Here is a 16,359-nt window from a genome sequence, read left to right on the forward strand (position 1 = left end):
CTCGTTCCCGCTCCGCGCACCGGCGCCTGCCGTGACTTGTTCCGGCGGGCCGGCCGGTGTGCTGGCGGTGGACTCGGGCGGCTCGGGACTGCGGGCGGCGCTGGCCGTGCACGGGCATGTCGTCGGTGTTCCACTGATGTCCAAGGAGCCGGTCCGCACCGGCCCGCGCGGCATCGACGCCGGACACCTGCTGGAGCAACTGCTGCCGATGGCACGGGAGTTGATGACCTCCACCGGGACGGAGGAACTCGGGGCCGTCGCCGTCGGGGCGGCGGGTCTCGCCACCCTCGGCGACGCACTGCGCGCCGAACTGCCGTCCGCACTGGAGCGCGAACTCGGCGTGCGGCGGCTCGCGTTGGCCGCCGACGCGGTGACCGCGTACGTGGGCGCGCTCGGTCCCCGGCCGGGCGCGGTGATCGCCGCGGGCACCGGCATGATCGCGGTCGGCACCGACCTGGGGAGCTGGCGCCGGGCGGACGGCTGGGGCCACCTGCTCGGCGACTGCGGCGGCGGGGCATGGATCGGCCGCGCCGGGCTCGAGGCGGCCCTACGCGCCTTCGACGGGCGCCCCGGTGGGTCGGCGCGGTTGCTGGCGCGGGCCGAGGAGATGTTCGGGCCGGTGGCGGGGTTGCCCGGCAAGCTGTACCCGCGCACCGACCGGCCCGCCGTACTGGCCGCCTTCGCGCCCGAAGTGGCCGCGTGCGCCGCGTCCGCTGTCGGCGACCCCGTCGCACGTGACGTGCTGCGCGCCGCCGCCCGGCACCTGGCCGAGTCCGCGGCCGCCGTCTGCCCGGACACCGGAGCGGACCAAGTCGCCCTCACCGGGGGCCTGTTCAGGATGGGCGACCCTCTCCTTGTACCGCTGCGCGAGGAACTGGCGGAGCGACTGCCGCACGCCCGGCTGGTACCGGCCGCGGGCACCCCGTTGGACGGCGCCGTACGCATCGCCGCCGATCTGGCGAGCGACCGGCTCACGCTCCCTCGCGACGCGCACATGCTGTACGTGATGACCGAAAAGGGCACAACCTCGCCATCCATGACCTGAAAGGGGGATTCATCCGCCCTGTCGGACAAGTGAAGTCGACTGACACACCGGTTGTCGCATCGGTCGGCGCAGGAGCACCACGGCACTGTCAAGTCCAGCCACACCGATCATTTCTGATCCACGCGTAACTCATCAGACAAAAGCGGACGGATACCGCTCACCTGCACCCTCCCCGAACAGGGGAGCCCAAGAAGCCAGTAACATGCGTCGCCATGAGCTCCCCCACTGGACCCGCGTCCGGCCTGCCAGTACGAATGCCGCGACCTCGCCAGCCCGGGCGGCACCGCCGACCCGAGCCGCTGGCGGCTCCCGAGGGCGCGCCCGCGCTCGTCCTCGCGGTGCCGGGCACCTCCAGCGCGGCCACGCGCAGCATCGCCGAGGAGGTCGTGAGCATCGCGCGCTCCGAGCTGCCCGGCCTCGACGCCCGGATCGGGTACCTCGACGGGGACGACGCCGAGTTCCCCACGCTGCAGTCCGTGCTCACGCGCGCCGCCGAGGAGCGCACCGCCCGTTATGAGCAGGCCCGTGCCGCCGGTGCGGACGTGCCCCGGCCCGACGGCCCCGTCGCCGTCGTGGTGCCCCTGCTCGCCGGCCCGGACAACGCGCTGCTGCGCCGGGTCCGCCAGGCCGTCATGGAGAGCCGGATCGCGGCCGACCTGACCGACGTGCTCGGCCCCCACCCGCTGCTCGCGGAGGCGCTGCACGTGCGTCTGTCCGAGGCGGGTCTGGCGCGCGCCGACCGGGCCCGGCTGTTCACCGTGGCGACGGCCGCCGACGGCATCATCCTCGCCTCCGTGGGCGGCGAGGAGGCCGTACAGGCGGCCGGGATCACCGGCATGCTGCTCGCCGCGCGGCTCGCCGTGCCGGTGATGGCGGCGGCGCTGGACGAGGAGGGCGCGATCGCGGCCACCGCCGAGCAGCTGCGCGGCTCCGGCTCCCAGCAGCTCGCCCTGGCTCCGTACCTGATCGGCCCTGAGATCGACGCCGGTCTGCTGGACGCGGCCGCCAAGGAGGCGGGCTGCTCCGCCGCCGAGGCGCTCGGCCCGTACCCGGCGATCGGCAAGCTCGCGCTGGCCAAGTACACGGCGGCGCTGGGCATCGCCCCGCCGCAGCCGCAGGGCACGCCGGTCCGCTGACCCGTCCCGTCACCACCCCTCGCACGCCGAAGGGCCCGCTCCTCTCACAGGAGCGGGCCCTTCTCTCGTACGACAGCGGCTCGTACGACAGCGGCTCGCGCGCCACTCGCGAGCCGCCACCGAGCGGGTCAGCCGAAGACCACGCAGGAGGCCGCCGGAACCTCCACCGAGCCGCCCCGTCGCGGCACCCCTGTGTCCGGGTCGACCGCGAACCAGGTCACGTCCCCGGAGCGCTCGTTGGCGATGTACAGGAACCGCCCCGAGGGGTCGAGGGCCAGCGCGCGCGGCCAGGTGCCGCCGCAGGGCACCGTGGCGACCAGTCGCAGCCCCTCGCCCACGGCGTCGGGCGTGAGCACGGAGACGACGTCCTGGCCGCGGGTGGCGGTCCACACGAAGCGTCCGTCGGGCGACACCACGATGCCCGAGGGGTACGCGTCACCGTCCGGGACCCCGGACAGCACCGGCGTCTCGCCGACGGGCCGCAAGGAGCCTTCCAGGGCGTTCCAGCGGCAGACGGTGACCGTGGGCGCGAGTTCGTTGAGCACGTACGCGTGTTCGCCGCGCGGATGGAAGGCCAGGTGGCGGGGCCCGGACCCGGGGCGCAGCGCGATCTCGCGGTGCAGCGTGAGCCGACCGCCGTCCAGCGCGCACACCCGCACGGAGTCCGTGCCGAGGTCGACGCTGACAGCCCAGCGCCCGCTCGGGTCGGGCTGCACCTGGTGGGCGTGTGGGCTCTGCTGGCGCCGGGTGTGGGGGCCGGAACCCTTGTGCTGGAACACGCTGGAGGCGGCGCCGACGAGGGCGCCGTCGTCGTGCACGGGCAGGGCGGTGACACTGCCGGAGCCGTAGTTCGCGGTCAGGACGTGTCCCGCGAACACGCTGAGGTGGGTGGGGCCGCTGCCTCCGACGGAGACCAGGGGCCCGGCGGGCTCCGGCCGGTCGCCGTCCACGCGGTACGCGACCACCGCGCCGTCGGCCGTCTCGCTGACCGCGTAGAGCATGTCGCGGGCGGGCGACAGGGCGAGGTACGAGGGATCGGGTACCCCGTCGACCACGCTCAGGAGGGTGAGCGCGCCGCTGCCGCGGTCCATGGCCGCGGTGAGGACGCCCGGGCCTCCCGCCGCCGTGAACGAGCCGATGAACGCCCGCTGTTCCCGCCTGCCGCCGTCTGCCACTGCCGTTCCCCTCTCGGTCCCGCGCTGTCCGGGGCCGACGGTAGCAGTCGACGGCCATCGGTCTAGACCAAGGTCCCGCCGGTCTCCCCGAGCGCCCGTGCGCGTGCGTCGGGGTGGTGGACGTACGCGGGACGCCGTTCCACGGCCTCGTAGGTGCGGTGGAAGACGGGCGTGGCGCTGCCGGAGATCGGCGGCACGATCCACGACCAGTCCGCGCCGACCCGGCGGCCCTTGCGCTCCTCGCGGCCGAGGTGGGTGAGGAAGCGCCGGGACTCGGTGTGGTGGTCGGTGACGGTGACGCCCGCGCGGTCGAAGGAGTGCAGGACGGAACGGTTGAGTTCGACGAGCGCGCGGTCCTTCCACAGCGAGCGGTCGGTGCGGGTGTCGAGGCCGAGGCGGTCCGCGAGATACGGCAGAAGGTTGTAGCGGTCGGTGTCGGCGAGGTTGCGGGCGCCTATCTCGGTGCCCATGTACCAGCCGTTGAACGGGGCCGCCGGGTAGCAGACGCCGCCGATCTCCAGGCACATGTTGGCGAGCGCGGGTACGGCGTGCCAGCGCAGCCCGAGCGAGCGCCACCAGGTGTACTCGGGGTGGGCGAGCTCCACTTCGAGCACCGTGTCGTCCGGCAGCGCGAACCAGCGGGGCTCGTCGTGGGGCTTGTCGTCGGCTCCCTGGATCACCAGCGGCAGGACGTCGAACGGGGTGCCGGGGCCGCCGGGCCAGCCGAGCCGCCGGGCCAGCGCGGTGAGCCCCACGTTGCGCGGGTCGCCGGTCACACCGCCGTCCGGACGCGTGTAGCCGGCGTACCGGATGAGCTGTTCGTTCCAGATCCGTGGGCCGGGGCGGCCCGGCCGGTCGGGCGCGAAGACGGTGACGAGCGCCCTGATCCGGCCCTCGCGGGTGGCCTCCCGCAGATGGTCCGCCGACGCCTCGGCGACTTCTTCGGCCGTCCGCACGTCCCTGCGGTCACGGACGGACAGGGAGTGCCAGTACAGGCGCCCGATGCACCGGTTGGCGTTGCGCCAGGCGACGCGGGCGCCGAAGGCGAGTTCCTCGGTGGTGTGGCGGTACGTGCCGGTCTCCGCGATCTCGGCCCGCGCGGCGGCGATACGCCGGGCCGGGTCGCCGAGGCGCCGCTCGGTGTGGTGGAGGGTGAGGAACTCGGCGGCGGCGCCCAGGAGTTCGTACGGCGTGGACTCGTCGCGCGGCGTCGGGGCGGCGGGACCGTCCGCCACGGGTATCAGGTGTCCCCCGAGGCCCGGGACGGACAGCTCCGCCTGCCGGGAACCGATGTCGTACGGCAGTGTGGTCGGGGCCGCTCCCTGCGCCCCGCGACCTGCCGGAACACGGTCCAGCCAGCCGCCCGGCCCCTCGGCCCACGGTGCCGGACACCGCGCGCTCCCGTCGTCCCCGAATCGTTCTGTCCGTCCGGTTCCTCGCGGGAAGTCCCGCATGGTGCCACCCCCAAGCGGCTCCGCCCGCGGGCCGCTCCCGCACGGTCCGCGGGCTCCGTGCGTCTGATAGCCGCGGGGTTACCCCGCCCGGGCGGTGATCCACCCTCCGCGTGGTCCTTGCACGTGGCTCGCGGACGTCAGACGCTCACGGGACTCGAAGCACGGGGGTGCAGGAGGGGCGCGGAGAGTTCGGCGAGCGCCCGCTCGAGCCCGTACAGGTGCGCGAGGGCCGGCTCTTCCAGGGGAGGTGCGTCGGCCTGGACCTCGATCCGCCACGGTCCGGGAGAGGTCAGCGCCTCGACGGCCCGCTCCACACGCTCGCACGCGACGATGAGGCGGGCGTCGTAGGAGGCCACGGGGTCCGACGCGATGACGGCGAGCCCCCGTACCTCCCGCGCGCAGGTGTTCAGGGACGCGAGTACCTGGCGCGCCCTGCGGCCGCGGGCACGCAGGGGGTTGAGGGGGTGCAGAAGGGGCGTGAGCGAGAGTCGCACCTTGTTCAGCAGCGTCTCCAGCTCCGCGACGCGGGCCGCGGGGTCGGCGTCGGCGGAGCCGTTCAGGCGGGCGGCGGCCTCGGTCGTGCAGGCGTGGACGCACTGGATCGCCCGTACGATCCAGGCGTCCGTCGTGGCGTGCGTGGTGATCGGCAGCACGAACAGCACCGCCAGCGCGGCGCCGACCGCCCCGATGCCGGTCTCCGCCAGCCGCAGGACGACCAGATGCCGGTCCAGCACGCCGAACATCCCGTAGAGCAGCTCGGCCATCACCGTCACCGCGAGCATCATCCAGGTGTAGGAGACCGCCGCACTGTAGAAGATGACGAACACACACACGGCGAGCAGGGCCGCGGTCGGTACGGGCGCGCCGTGCAGCGGGACGACGACCGACACCCCGAGGACGATGCCGATCACCGTTCCGAGGACCCGGCGGTAGCCACGGATCAGGGTCTCGCCGCGCGAGGTGGTGTTGACGAAGATCCACCAGGTGGCGCCGACGGCCCAGTACCACCGCTCCTGGGACAGCAGGCTTCCCACGCCCAGGGCGAAGGCGGCGGCCACGACGGCCTGGACCGCCTGGCGGGTGGTGGGACGGGCGAGGCCCCGGCCCGGCGAAGGGGCGATGGCGCCGGCGGGCGGCATCCGGCGCTCGTAGCACCACAGTCCGAATCGGACGGCCGAGGACGCGAGAAGGGCGAGCAGTACCGCGGCGTACACCTCGGGCAGTTCGGCCGGCTCGGTGTGCAGGAACTGCGCCATGAAGAACGCCATGAACCCGAAGACGCCGAGGGCATGGCCGCGCGGCCCCCAGCGCCGGGCGTACACACCCGCACCGACGAGGGCGAGGAAGGCCGCGTCCCTCGCCGCCGGGTGGTCGTGCAGGACGGCCGCGAGAGCCAGTACCGGAAGGCCCACCACGGGCAGCGCCGCCGTCGTCGCCAGCTGTCCGCGCACGGTGGCGTCGGTGACCGTGAAGAGGGCGAGCAGCGCCGCGAGACCTCCCGCGACCGCACCCGCGAGGGAGGCACCGATGGCGCCGCACAGGGCCACCGCCAGGCCGATACCGAGGACGGCCCGGGTGGCGCCGCGCAGCCGCAGCCGGCCCGGGTCCGGCGCCACGAACACCCTCTTCAGCACTGTTTCCCCGCCCCTTGAGCTCAGCCTGTGCCTCAGGCACGCAAAAGGCGCCGCGGGGGTCCCGCAGCGCCATCGACCCGCCCATCACAGCATCATCGGAGCTGTTGGCTCAAGTGGCTCCCGGAACACTGAGCCATTGGCACAGTCACCGAGCGGATGGGCGAGCCATGTGGATGCCATTGGCATCACTCCATGCCGATCGGGTGCGGGGGGAGTTCGAAGCGCAGCAGGGCCCCGGTCAGATGCGTACGCAGGTCCGACTCCACCTCGATGTGGCGGACCTCGCCGCCGTCCTCGATGACGGTCTTCACCAGTTCGTCGATGACGTCGGGGACCTCGCGCAGGGCGTCTGAGCAGAGCGGACAGGACACCCCTGCGGCGGCGAGCAGCCCGTCGCGGTCGCAGACGACTCCCGGGGCCACCGCGTCCGTGTCCACGGCCAGCGTCCGGATCGCGGCCAGCGACCCCGCCCACAGGGTGTCGTCGAGCCCGACCGTCGCGTGATGCTTGGTCGCCACGGCCTCGAGGATCTCGCCGACCAGCCGCTCCTGCTCCTGGTACGCGCGGTCGGCGACGAGGCCCCGCACCCTGTCCCGGATGTCGGTGGCGGTCACGGTGTCGCGGTCGACGGTGAAGCGACCGACGAGCCGGTCGTGCAGGTCACGGGTGAGGAAGTCGATGAAGGCCGGCACCTCGTGCGGGTGCCCGCCGATGGCCAGCAGGTCGAAGCCCCCCTCCCGGAAGAGCCGCTTGAGCTCGCCGACGAGCCGCCGGTAGTGCCGTTTGCTCACCTCGTCGGCCTTGTCGCGGACCCGGTCCTCGGCGGGCCCCGCGGCGTGGTCGGGCCTGCGCAGCACACGGTCGCGGACCGCCTCCAGCTCCCGGACCTCGTCGAGGTGGTACTCCCAGATCTGGGCGGTGCCCTTGTCCACGACGACCGCGCAGGTGCGGTAGGACTCGTCGAGCACCGCCAGCATCGGACGGACGTAGGGGTCCGCGTCCACCACGACGCGCTCGTGGGTGCCGCGCGGCAGCCACACCTCCTCGTAGACGCCGTCGCCGCTGCAGGAGAAGACGGCGACGGTCCCGGCCCGCCGGGGTTCCTCGCCGAGCCTCCGCTCGATCTTCGCGAGGTCGTCGCGGAGCGAGAGCCGTACGGGGTGCTCCAGCGAGTCGTCGTCCGCGAGCGGCCGTATGCGATCCAGCAGACTGTCCAGTCGGGACCGGTACGTACGACGGCCGGAGTGGTCCGGGTCCACCGGGAGATAGAGGGAGACCAACGGGAGCCCGTTCCCGCCGAGCCGGAGAATTCGGTCGACCTGCTCCTGCGTGATCATCGTCGCTCCTCGCCGCTCCTCGATCATTGCGCCACCCATCCAGGTAACGCGGTGGGCGCCGCACCGGCAAACGCGGCGCGGCGGACCAGGTGAGCGGGGAGGGGGAACCGGCCCACCGGTCTCACGGCGGGCCGAGCCATTGGTACGGTCGACGAAGATCATCCAAGGCGGCGAGGAGGCCGGTGGATCATGGCCGTGGACGAACTCGACACCCGCATCCTGCGGCTGCTGCTGGAGCAGCCGCGCACCAGCGTGCGCGAGTACGCCCGCATGCTCGGTGTCGCCCGCGGCACGCTCCAGGCCCGCCTCGACCGACTGGAACGGGACGGGGTGATCACCGGTACGGGCCCCTCACTGTCCCCCGCAGCACTCGGCCACCCCGTCCTCGCCTTCGTGCACATCGAGGTCACGCAGGGCCATCTCGACGAGGTCGGCGACGCGCTGGCCGCCGTACCTGAGATCATCGAGGCGTTCTCGATCACGGGCGGCGGCGATCTGCTCACCCGGGTCGTGGCACGTGACAACGCGCACCTGGAGGACGTGATCCAGGCGCTCATCAGCATGCCCGGCGTCGTCCGCACCCGCACGGAGGTGGCGCTGCGCGAGCGGGTCGCGCACCGGGTGCTGCCGTTGGTGGAGTCGATCGGGCGAGCGGCCAGAAGCTGACGGGTGTCCACTCAGGGGCTCACCGGCGGCACAGGGGCGATCGACCGCACCCGGCCCTCGCTTGGCATCCTGGACCCCATGAGCGCTCTGGGCCGCACTTCGGTCGTCTTCGATCTCGACGGCACACTCGTGGACAGCGAGCCGAACTATTTCGAAGCCGGCCGCCAGACGCTCGCCGAGCAGGGCGTCACCGACTTCACCTGGGCCGAGCACGAGCGGTACGTCGGCATCAGCACCCGGGAGACGCTGGCGCTCTGGAAGGAGCGCTACGGCCTGCGGCCCCCGCTCGACGTCCTGCTCGCCGACAAGAACCGCCGCTATCTGGCGCTGGCCCGCGCCTCCACGCACGTGTACCCGGAGATGCGGAAGTTCGTGGAACTGCTGGCCGCCGAGGGTGTTCCGATGGCCGTGGCCTCGGGCTCCTCACCCGCCGCCATCGAGGCGATCCTCACGGGCACCGGCCTGGCCGCCCACCTGACGACCGTCGTCTCGGCCGACGAGGTCGCGCACGGCAAGCCCGCCCCGGACGTGTTCCTCGAAGCGGCGCGCCGCCTCGCGGCCGAACCGGCGGACTGCGTGGTCCTGGAGGACGCCGCTCCGGGCGCCGCCGCCGCGCACGCGGCCGGGATGCGCTGCGTCGCGATCCCGTATGTCGCCGCGCAGGCCGACGACCCGGCGTTCGCCACGGCGGGGCTGCTGCTGCGCGGCGGACAGGGCGAGTTCACCGCGCAGGCCACCTACGACTGGCTCGCACGCTCGGCCTCGGCTTCCTGAGCCACAGCCGTCCCTCGATGTCTCCCTCGACCGCGGCCGTGCCTCGACGCCTTCGCGGACCACGACCGTCGCCCCGACCGCGTCGGGTCAGGAGACGTGCAGCACGGTCTTGCCCCGGCGATGGCCCTGCTCCAGTGCCGCGTACGCCCGCGCGGTCTCGGCGAGGGGGAACACGCGGTCGACGGGCGGAGCCAGTTCGCCGTCCGCGACCAGGCGGGACAGCTCCTCCAGTCCGGAGCGGTCCGGTTCCACGACGAAGAACCTGCCGCCCTCCCTCGTGACGTCGGGCGGGGCGACGATGCTCACCAGTCGGCCCCCGGGACGCAGCACCTGCCAGGAGCGCTCCTGGGTGTCGCCGCCGACCGTGTCGAAGACCAGGTCGACGTCCTTGACCTGGTCCTCGAAGCGCTCGCTCCGGTAGTCGATGACGTGCTCGGCGCCCAGCTCGCGTACGAAATCGGCGGCCGCGGCGTCGGCCGTCGCGGTGACGGAGGCGCCGAGCGCGGCCGCGACCTGCACCGCGAAGGAGCCGACCCCGCCCGCGCCTCCCTGCACCAGCACCCGGGCACCGGGGCGCAGGCCGCCGTGCAGGACCAGGCCCTGCCAGGCCGTCAGCCCGGCCAGCGGCAGCGCCGCCGCGTGGTCGTGGTCGAGCCGGGCCGGCTTGGCGGCGAGCACGGCTGCGGGCACGGCGACGAACTCCGCCGCGGCCCCGTCCCGGGTGAACGGGATCAACCCGTACACCTCGTCGCCGACCTTCCAGTCCGACACCTCGTCGCCGAGCTCGACGACCACACCCGACACCTCCTTGGACGGCACGATGGGCACCCGCTCGCCGCCGCTGCCGTCGAAGCTGTCGGTCCAGGTCGCGTCCCAGTCGAGTTCGCCCGGCGTGATGGACGCGGACCGCACCCCGACCAGGACCTCGCCCGGGCCGGGCACCGGGCGCGGGGCGATCTCGTACGTCAGCCGCTCCGGGCCGCCCCGTCGGTGGCCGCGTACCGCCTGCATGGTGTCCATTCCAACCTCCCAGGTCGCGCCGGCCGGGAACCGGCGATACCTCCAGAGTGGCCGCCCCGGGCACCTCGCGCTTGAGTCATTCGACTTCATGCGCCTGACTCAGGCAGCCTCCCGCGCCGCCACCGCACCGGTCCCCCGCCCGCCCCCGTCACGGTGGATCGGTGTCCTGGAGCCGGTCAGCGGAGCGCCCGTCCCGCCCTCCCGTGCCGCGACGATCTCCGCCGCGATGGACAGCGCGGTCTCCTCGGGCGTACGGGCCCCGAGGTCGAGTCCGATCGGTGACCTCAGTCGGGCCAACTCCCGCTCACCGAGACCGACTTCGCGCAACCGCCGCTCACGGTCCTCGTGGGTGCGGCGCGAGCCCATGGCGCCGACGAACGCCACCGGCATCCGCAGCGCCGCCTCCAGCAGCGGTACGTCGAACTTGGCGTCGTGGGTGAGCACACACAGGACCGTGCGGCCGTCGGTCACGGTGCGCCGGAGATAGCGGTGCGGCCAGTCGACCACGATGTCGTCCGCGTCGGGGAAGCGGACCCGGGTGGCGAAGACCGGGCGGGCGTCGCACACGGTCACGTGGTAGCCGAGGAACTTGCCCACCCGCACCAGCGCCGTCGCGAAGTCCACGGCGCCGAAGACGATCATGCGGGGCGGCGGCACGCTCGACTCGACGAGCAGGGTCACACCGCCGGGGCAGCGCGCACCGTCCTCGGAGAGTTCGAGAGTGCCGGTGCGGCCCGCCGCCAGCAGGGCGCGCGCCTCGCCCACCGCGGTGCGGTCCAGCTCCGGACGACCCCCGAGGCTCCCCCGGCAGGTGTCGGACGAGCCGTCGGGGCGGACGAGCAGCGTCCGCCCCAGCAGTTCCACCGGCCCCCGGACGACCCGGGCGACGGCCGCCGCCTCGCCCCGGGCCGCGGCCGCCAGCGCCGCCGCGTACACCGCCCGGTCCGGCGCGTCCGCGCGCACCGGCGTGACCAGGACCTCGATGACCCCGCCGCAGGTCAGCCCCACCGCGAAGGCGTCCTCGTCGCTGTAGCCGAACCGCTCCAGCACCGTGTGGCCGTCCTGGAGCGCCTGGACGCACAGGTCGTACACGGCGCCTTCCACGCAGCCGCCGGAGACCGAGCCGACGGCCGTGCCGCCGCTGTCGACCGCGAGGGCGGCACCGGGGCCGCGCGGGGCGCTGCCGCCGACGCTCACCACGGTGGCGACGGCGAAGTCCCGGCCCTCCTCGGCCCACCGGTTCAGCTCGTCGGCGATGTCAAGCATCCTGGTCCCCTCGCGCGCCGGCCAGCAGCACCCGGTCCGGGCGGATCGGCAGATTCCGGTGCCGTACACCCGTCGCGTGCCAGACCCCGTTGGCGATCGCCGCCGCCGCGCCGACGACCCCGATCTCTCCGATGCCCTTGATGCCGACCGGGTCCCCGGGGTCGGGGTCGTCCACCCAGTCCGCCTCGATGTGGGGCACGTCGGCGTGCGCGGAGAAGTGATAGCCCGCGAGGTCGGCGCCGACATGGCCGCCACTGGCCCGGTCCCGGTGAGCCTCCTCGTGCAGGGCCATGGACAGGCCCCAGATCATGCCTCCGATGAACTGACCGCGCGCGGTCAGCGGGTTGACGATCCGGCCGGCGGCGAAGATGCCGAGCATCCGCCGCACCCGCACCTCTCCGCTGGTGACGTCGACGGCGACCTCGGCGAACTGTGCCCCGAACGAGTGCCGTTCCTTCTTCTCCAGCGCGCCGACCGCCTGGGAAGTGTCCGAGCGTGCCGTGATCCCCTCCGGCGGAATGCCACCGCCCAGGGCGAGTCGCTCGCGCAGTTCACCCGCCGCGACCCGGATCGCCCAGGCCCAGGAGCGGGTGCCCATCGAACCGCCGGCGATCATCGCGAAGCCGAAGTCGCTGTCCGCGATCCGCATCCGGATGCGTTCCGGCTGGACCTCCAGCGCGTCGGCGGCGATCAGGGTGAGCGCGGTCCGTGCCCCGGTCCCGATGTCGGACGCGGTGATCCGTACGGTGAAGGTGCCGTCCGGCTCGGCCGTCACGGCCGCCGTGGACGGGGCGGACAGCACGGGGAACGTGGACGCGGCCGTGCCGGTCCCGAGCAGCCAGCGGCCCTCACGGCGGATGCCGGGACGCGGGTCGCGGTCGGCCCAGCCGAACCGGCGGGCCCCCTCCTCGAAGCACGCGAGCAGATTGCGGCCGCTGAACGGCAGCCCGGAGACGGGGCCGACGGCCGGTTCGTTGCGGGCGCGCAGCGCGATCGGGTCGAGCCCGCACCGCTCGGCGAGTTCGTCGAGCGCGGACTCCAGCGCGAACGAGCCCGGCGCCTCGCCCGGGGCCCGCATCCAGCTCGGGGTCGGCACGTCGAGCGGTACGACACGGGTCTGCGAGTAGTGCGCGTCGGAGTCGTACATCGCGCGCCCGAACTCGGAGGCCCGCTCGACGAACTCGTACACGGTCGAGGTGAGGCACTCGGCCCGGTGGTCGAACGCGCGCAGCCGGCCGTCCGCGTCGGCGCCGAGCCTGATCCGCTGGGCCGTGGGACTGCGGTAGCCGACCAGCGAGAACATCTGGCGGCGGGTCAGTACGACGCGGACGGGGCGGTGCAGGACGGTCGCGGCCATCGTGGCGGCGACCGAGTGCGGGCGGGTGCCCTTGGAGCCGAAGCCGCCACCGACGTGTTCCGAGCGCACCCGGACCGACTGGGGGTCGAGGGAGAACAGCTTCGCCAGCTCGTCCGCCACGAACCTGCTGCCCTGGTTGGAGTCGACGACCTCGAGCCGGCCACCGTCCCAGCGCGCGATCGCCGCGTGCGGCTCCATGGGGCTGTGGTGTTCCTCCGGAGTGCTGTACTCGGCGTCCACGACGACGGCGGACGCGGCGAGTTCGGCCTCCAGATCGCCCTTCTGCGCGGCGGGGGCACTTTCCGGCGCGTACACACCGGGAAGCCCGGCGGCGAACACGACGTCGTGCGGCTCCTCGTCGTACTCGACGACAAGGGCCTCGGCGGCCTCCCTGGCCTGCTCGGGCGTCTCGGCCACGACCAGCGCCACCGGCCAGCCGGCGAACGGGACCCGGTCGTGCTGGAAGATCTGGGCGATCGGGTCGGGCAGCCCGAAGGCGTTCGTGTAGTCGCCGTTGAGGCGCGGGGCGTTCTCGTGGTGCAGGACGGCGAGGACGCCCGGCATCGCGAGGACGGGCGCGGACTCCACCGCTCGGATCCGGCCACGTGCCACGGTGGACAACACCAGCCAGCCGTGGGCGAGTTCGGGATACGGGACCTCACCCGCGTAGCGCGCCGCCCCGGTGACCTTGGCCACGCCCTCCACGCGGGTGTGCGCGACGCCGACGGCACCGGACGTCGCGGTCGCCGCCGCCGTGGTCGTGGTCGTGGTCGTGGTCGTGCTGGTCATCGGGCCGCCTCCTCGGTGAGTTCGGTCAGCATCGCCACGACGAGATTGCGCATCAGGGGCACCTTGTATCCGTTGTGGGGCAGCGGCCGGGCCGCCGCCAACTCGGCGTCGGCGGCGGCCGCGAAGGCCTCGGCGCTCGCCGGTCCCCCGGTCAGCGCCCGCTCGGCCGCCCGGGCCCGCCACGGCCGGGAGGCCACCGCACCGAAGGCCAGGCGCACTTCGCGTACGACACCGTCGCGGACGTCGAGCGCGGCGGCGATCGAGCCGATCGCGAACGCGTACGAGGCGCGCTCGCGCACCTTGCGGTAGCGGGAGCGGGCGGCGACCGGCGCGGCCGGCAGGGTGACGCCGGTGATCAGCGCGCCGGGCGGCAGGGCGGTCTCCAGGTGCGGGGTGTCACCCACCGGCAGATAGAACTCCGCGAGGGGCAACTCCCCCGACCCGTCCGCCGTTTCGTACGAGACGACGGCGTCGAAGGCGGTGAGGGCCACGGCCATGTCCGAAGGATGCGTGGCCACGCACCGCGTGGATGCGCCGAGGATCGCGTGGTTGTGGTGCTCGCCCTCGACGGCGGGGCAACCGCTGCCGGGGACACGCTTGTTGCAGGGCTTCGCCAGGTCGGTGAAGTAGCCGCAGCGAGTGCGCTGGAGCAGGTTTCCGCCGACCGTGGCCATGTTGCGCAACTGGCCGGAGGCGCCCGCCAGGACGGCCTGGGCCAACGCCGGGTAGTGACGCCGCACGTCGGGATGGGCGGCGAGGTCGCTGTTGGTCACGGTCGCGCCGATCCGCAGCTCGCCGCTGTTCGCGAACTCGACTCGGTCAAGGGGGAGTTCACGTACGTCGACGAGACGCGCGGGCCGCTCCACCCCGCTCTTCATCAGGTCGACGAGATTGGTGCCGCCGCCGAGATAGCGCGCGTCGGGATCGGCGCCCAGCAGAGCGACCGCACCTGAGACGTCGAAGGCGCGCTCATACCCGAACTCCCTCATGCCGCCGCCTCCTTGGTCTCGGACGACCGTGTATCGGACGACCGCGTATCCGCCGACCGCGCATCGGCCACGTACGCGTCGGGCACCCGTTCCCGCGCCGCCCGCGCCACGGCCTCCACGATCGACACATACGCGCCGCACCGGCACAGGTTGCCGCTCATCCGCTCGCGGATCTCCTCGGGCGTGAGCTGCGAAACCCCCGCTTCGGGCCGTATGTCGGCGGTCACGGCGCTCGGCCAGCCCGCCGCGTGCTCCTCGATCACCGCGAGGGCCGAGCAGATCTGACCGGGCGTGCAGTAGCCGCACTGGTAGCCGTCGAGGTCGAGGAAGGCCTGCTGTACGGGATGCAGCCGATCACCGTCCGCCACCCCTTCGATGGTGGTGATCTCGCGCCCCTCGGCGGCGACGGCGAGTTGCAGACAGGAAACGGCCCGTCGTCCGTCGACCAGCACCGTGCAGGCGCCGCACTGGCCCTGATCACAGCCTTTCTTGGTACCGGTGAGATCGAGACGCTCACGCAGCGCGTCGAGCAGGGTGGTGCGATGGTCGACGGGCAGCGTGTACTTCTCGCCGTTGATGTGCAGGGTGATGGCGCTGGACGTCGAGGTCGTACCGCTGGACGTCGTAGGGGCCATGATCAGCCTTCTTTCGCCTGTCTGAGGGGGAAGGAAGTCGCTAGAGGGCCGGTAAAAGGGGGACTCCGACAGTCCACACTGGCCGAATCCGACGGTATGGTGGAGCCCTAAGCGGACAGCTGTCCGTTAATCCTGAACCTACCGGACAGCTGTCCGGTTAGCAAGGCGTTCACCCGGCAGGCCGTGGAGGACGAAGGAGGCCCGAGTGCAGGAGAAGAAGGCGACGCCACTGCGCTCCGACGCGCAACGCAATCGCGAGCGCATCCTCGAAGTGGCCCTGGCCGAGCTGACGCGTTCGGCGGACACCCCGCTCAGCGCGATCGCCAAGAAGGCGGGGGTCGGGCAGGGGACGTTCTACCGCAACTTCCCGAACCGCGAGGCCCTTCTCCTGGAGATCTACCGCCACGAGGTGCAGCAGGTCGCGGACACCGCGGCCCAGTTGCTGGAGACCCGCGCGCCGGACCGGGCCCTGCGGGAGTGGATGGACCGCCTCGCCCAGTTCGCCATGACCAAGGTCGGCCTGGCCGAGGCGCTGCGCGCGACCACCCTCGCGCACGGCACCCTGACCAGACTGGGACACGGCGCGATGTCCTCGGCCGCCGCACTGCTCCTGACGGCGAACGACCAGGCCGGCACCATCCGCCCCGGGGTGACCCCCGAGGACTTCTTCCTCGTCATCGCCGGTCTCTGGCAGATCGACGCGGGCGGGGACTGGCAGCCGCGCGCCACCCGCCTTCTGGACTTCGTCATGGACGGCCTACGGGTGGGCGCGCCGGCTGCCGCACCGCGGGAGTGAGCCGAGCCGCGGCCGACGGGCCGCGGTCAGCGGCGCACCGAGCGGGCGCGCGTCGCGGCCGATGCGCACATCCCGGCCCGCCCGCCGCCTCGAACGCGCGCGACAAAGCCGTCCGCCTGTGACTCCCCCGTGGCTGACGGCTCGTGTCGCGGTGTTCAGAGGTCGGGATCGGTGTCGGCGACGTAAGTGTCCTGGGCCGCTGGACGACACCCGCCGAGGCGGGCGACGGGATTCGAACCCGCGTCTCTCTCTTGACAGGAGAAGTAGCCGAAACCTTCGCACCTGA

Annotated in this window: 14 protein-coding genes and 1 tRNA gene; 5 read left to right on the top strand and 10 right to left on the bottom strand. The window is 73.2% G+C overall.

Annotated elements, in window-relative coordinates:
- Positions 1-31: 31 nt before the first annotated feature.
- Both OG568_RS07865 and OG568_RS07870 read left to right on the top strand, forming a co-directional pair.
- Positions 32-1,045: an N-acetylglucosamine kinase gene (locus OG568_RS07865; protein ID WP_329530864.1), complete on the top strand. Its 1,014-nt coding sequence runs from the start codon at positions 32-34 to the stop codon at positions 1,043-1,045.
- A gap of 212 nt (positions 1,046-1,257) precedes the next feature.
- On the top strand, positions 1,258-2,181 hold the full coding sequence (locus OG568_RS07870; RefSeq protein ID WP_266427089.1) for a sirohydrochlorin chelatase: 924 nt from the start codon (positions 1,258-1,260) through the stop codon (positions 2,179-2,181).
- A 128-nt stretch (positions 2,182-2,309) separates the two neighbouring features.
- On the opposite strand, the gene OG568_RS07875 is transcribed toward OG568_RS07870, so the two are convergent.
- The 4 genes from OG568_RS07875 to OG568_RS07890 all read right to left on the bottom strand — a co-directional run bounded on the left by OG568_RS07875 (position 2,310) and on the right by OG568_RS07890 (position 7,781).
- Positions 2,310-3,356, bottom strand: a complete 1,047-nt coding sequence (locus OG568_RS07875; protein ID WP_329530865.1) for a lactonase family protein — start codon at positions 3,354-3,356, stop codon at positions 2,310-2,312.
- 62 nt (positions 3,357-3,418) lie between these two features.
- Entirely contained in the window at positions 3,419-4,810 is a 1,392-nt protein-coding gene (locus OG568_RS07880) for a nitric oxide synthase oxygenase (RefSeq protein ID WP_329530866.1), read from the bottom strand.
- Between the two features lie 137 nt (positions 4,811-4,947).
- Positions 4,948-6,444, bottom strand: a complete 1,497-nt coding sequence (locus OG568_RS07885) for an FUSC family protein (protein ID WP_329530867.1) — start codon at positions 6,442-6,444, stop codon at positions 4,948-4,950.
- Between the two features lie 185 nt (positions 6,445-6,629).
- The gene (locus tag OG568_RS07890) at positions 6,630-7,781 is read right to left on the bottom strand and encodes a baeRF10 domain-containing protein (RefSeq protein ID WP_329530868.1); all 1,152 of its coding nucleotides are present in this window, start codon (positions 7,779-7,781) and stop codon (positions 6,630-6,632) included.
- A 189-nt stretch (positions 7,782-7,970) separates the two neighbouring features.
- Here OG568_RS07890 and OG568_RS07895 point away from each other — a divergent pair, with 189 nt between their 5' ends.
- Together OG568_RS07895 and OG568_RS07900 are read left to right on the top strand one after the other, a co-directional pair.
- A complete protein-coding gene (locus tag OG568_RS07895) occupies positions 7,971-8,447 on the top strand; it encodes an Lrp/AsnC family transcriptional regulator (RefSeq protein ID WP_329530869.1) in 477 nt (158 codons plus the stop codon).
- A gap of 78 nt (positions 8,448-8,525) precedes the next feature.
- A complete protein-coding gene (locus OG568_RS07900; RefSeq protein ID WP_329536298.1) occupies positions 8,526-9,221 on the top strand; it encodes an HAD family hydrolase in 696 nt (231 codons plus the stop codon).
- Between the two features lie 87 nt (positions 9,222-9,308).
- Here OG568_RS07900 and OG568_RS07905 read toward each other — a convergent pair whose 3' ends face one another.
- The 5 genes from OG568_RS07905 to OG568_RS07925 form a co-directional block, all read right to left on the bottom strand.
- Positions 9,309-10,241 (bottom strand): NADP-dependent oxidoreductase, encoded by a 933-nt coding sequence (locus OG568_RS07905; RefSeq protein ID WP_329530870.1) that lies wholly within the window; start codon positions 10,239-10,241, stop codon positions 9,309-9,311.
- Between the two features lie 99 nt (positions 10,242-10,340).
- Positions 10,341-11,507: an XdhC family protein gene (locus tag OG568_RS07910; RefSeq protein WP_329530871.1), complete on the bottom strand. Its 1,167-nt coding sequence runs from the start codon at positions 11,505-11,507 to the stop codon at positions 10,341-10,343.
- Complete coding sequence (locus OG568_RS07915) at positions 11,500-13,653, bottom strand: xanthine dehydrogenase family protein molybdopterin-binding subunit (RefSeq protein WP_329530872.1); 2,154 nt, start codon at positions 13,651-13,653, stop codon at positions 11,500-11,502. Before OG568_RS07915 ends, OG568_RS07910 begins: the two co-directional genes overlap by 8 nt.
- Complete coding sequence (locus tag OG568_RS07920) at positions 13,650-14,642, bottom strand: FAD binding domain-containing protein (RefSeq protein ID WP_329530873.1); 993 nt, start codon at positions 14,640-14,642, stop codon at positions 13,650-13,652. The genes OG568_RS07915 and OG568_RS07920 overlap by 4 nt, the downstream gene beginning before the upstream one ends.
- Positions 14,639-15,277 (bottom strand): (2Fe-2S)-binding protein, encoded by a 639-nt coding sequence (locus OG568_RS07925; protein ID WP_329530874.1) that lies wholly within the window; start codon positions 15,275-15,277, stop codon positions 14,639-14,641. Before OG568_RS07925 ends, OG568_RS07920 begins: the two co-directional genes overlap by 4 nt.
- Before the next feature lie 205 nt (positions 15,278-15,482).
- Here OG568_RS07925 and OG568_RS07930 point away from each other — a divergent pair, with 205 nt between their 5' ends.
- Entirely contained in the window at positions 15,483-16,073 is a 591-nt protein-coding gene (locus OG568_RS07930) for a TetR/AcrR family transcriptional regulator (RefSeq protein ID WP_329530875.1), read from the top strand.
- 217 nt (positions 16,074-16,290) lie between these two features.
- Here OG568_RS07930 and OG568_RS07935 read toward each other — a convergent pair.
- Positions 16,291-16,353, bottom strand: a tRNA-Ser gene (locus OG568_RS07935).
- Between the last annotated feature and the right edge of the window lie 6 nt (positions 16,354-16,359).

The organism is Streptomyces sp. NBC_01450 (assembly GCF_036227505.1).
Classification (GTDB): domain Bacteria; phylum Actinomycetota; class Actinomycetes; order Streptomycetales; family Streptomycetaceae; genus Streptomyces.

What these genes read in the sequence shown, in the direction of transcription:
- OG568_RS07870 (WP_266427089.1), top strand. Translation starts at nt 1,258, where the DNA reads ATGAGCTCCCCCACTGGACCCGCGTCCGGCCTGCCAGTACGAATGCCG.
- OG568_RS07880 (WP_329530866.1), bottom strand. Translation starts at nt 4,810, where the DNA reads ATGCGGGACTTCCCGCGAGGAACCGGACGGACAGAACGATTCGGGGAC.
- OG568_RS07890 (WP_329530868.1), bottom strand. Translation starts at nt 7,781, where the DNA reads ATGATCACGCAGGAGCAGGTCGACCGAATTCTCCGGCTCGGCGGGAAC.
- OG568_RS07895 (WP_329530869.1), top strand. Translation starts at nt 7,971, where the DNA reads ATGGCCGTGGACGAACTCGACACCCGCATCCTGCGGCTGCTGCTGGAG.
- OG568_RS07900 (WP_329536298.1), top strand. Translation starts at nt 8,526, where the DNA reads ATGAGCGCTCTGGGCCGCACTTCGGTCGTCTTCGATCTCGACGGCACA.
- OG568_RS07905 (WP_329530870.1), bottom strand. Translation starts at nt 10,241, where the DNA reads ATGGACACCATGCAGGCGGTACGCGGCCACCGACGGGGCGGCCCGGAG.
- OG568_RS07910 (WP_329530871.1), bottom strand. Translation starts at nt 11,507, where the DNA reads ATGCTTGACATCGCCGACGAGCTGAACCGGTGGGCCGAGGAGGGCCGG.
- OG568_RS07915 (WP_329530872.1), bottom strand. Translation starts at nt 13,653, where the DNA reads ATGACCAGCACGACCACGACCACGACCACGACCACGGCGGCGGCGACC.
- OG568_RS07920 (WP_329530873.1), bottom strand. Translation starts at nt 14,642, where the DNA reads ATGAGGGAGTTCGGGTATGAGCGCGCCTTCGACGTCTCAGGTGCGGTC.
- OG568_RS07925 (WP_329530874.1), bottom strand. Translation starts at nt 15,277, where the DNA reads ATGGCCCCTACGACGTCCAGCGGTACGACCTCGACGTCCAGCGCCATC.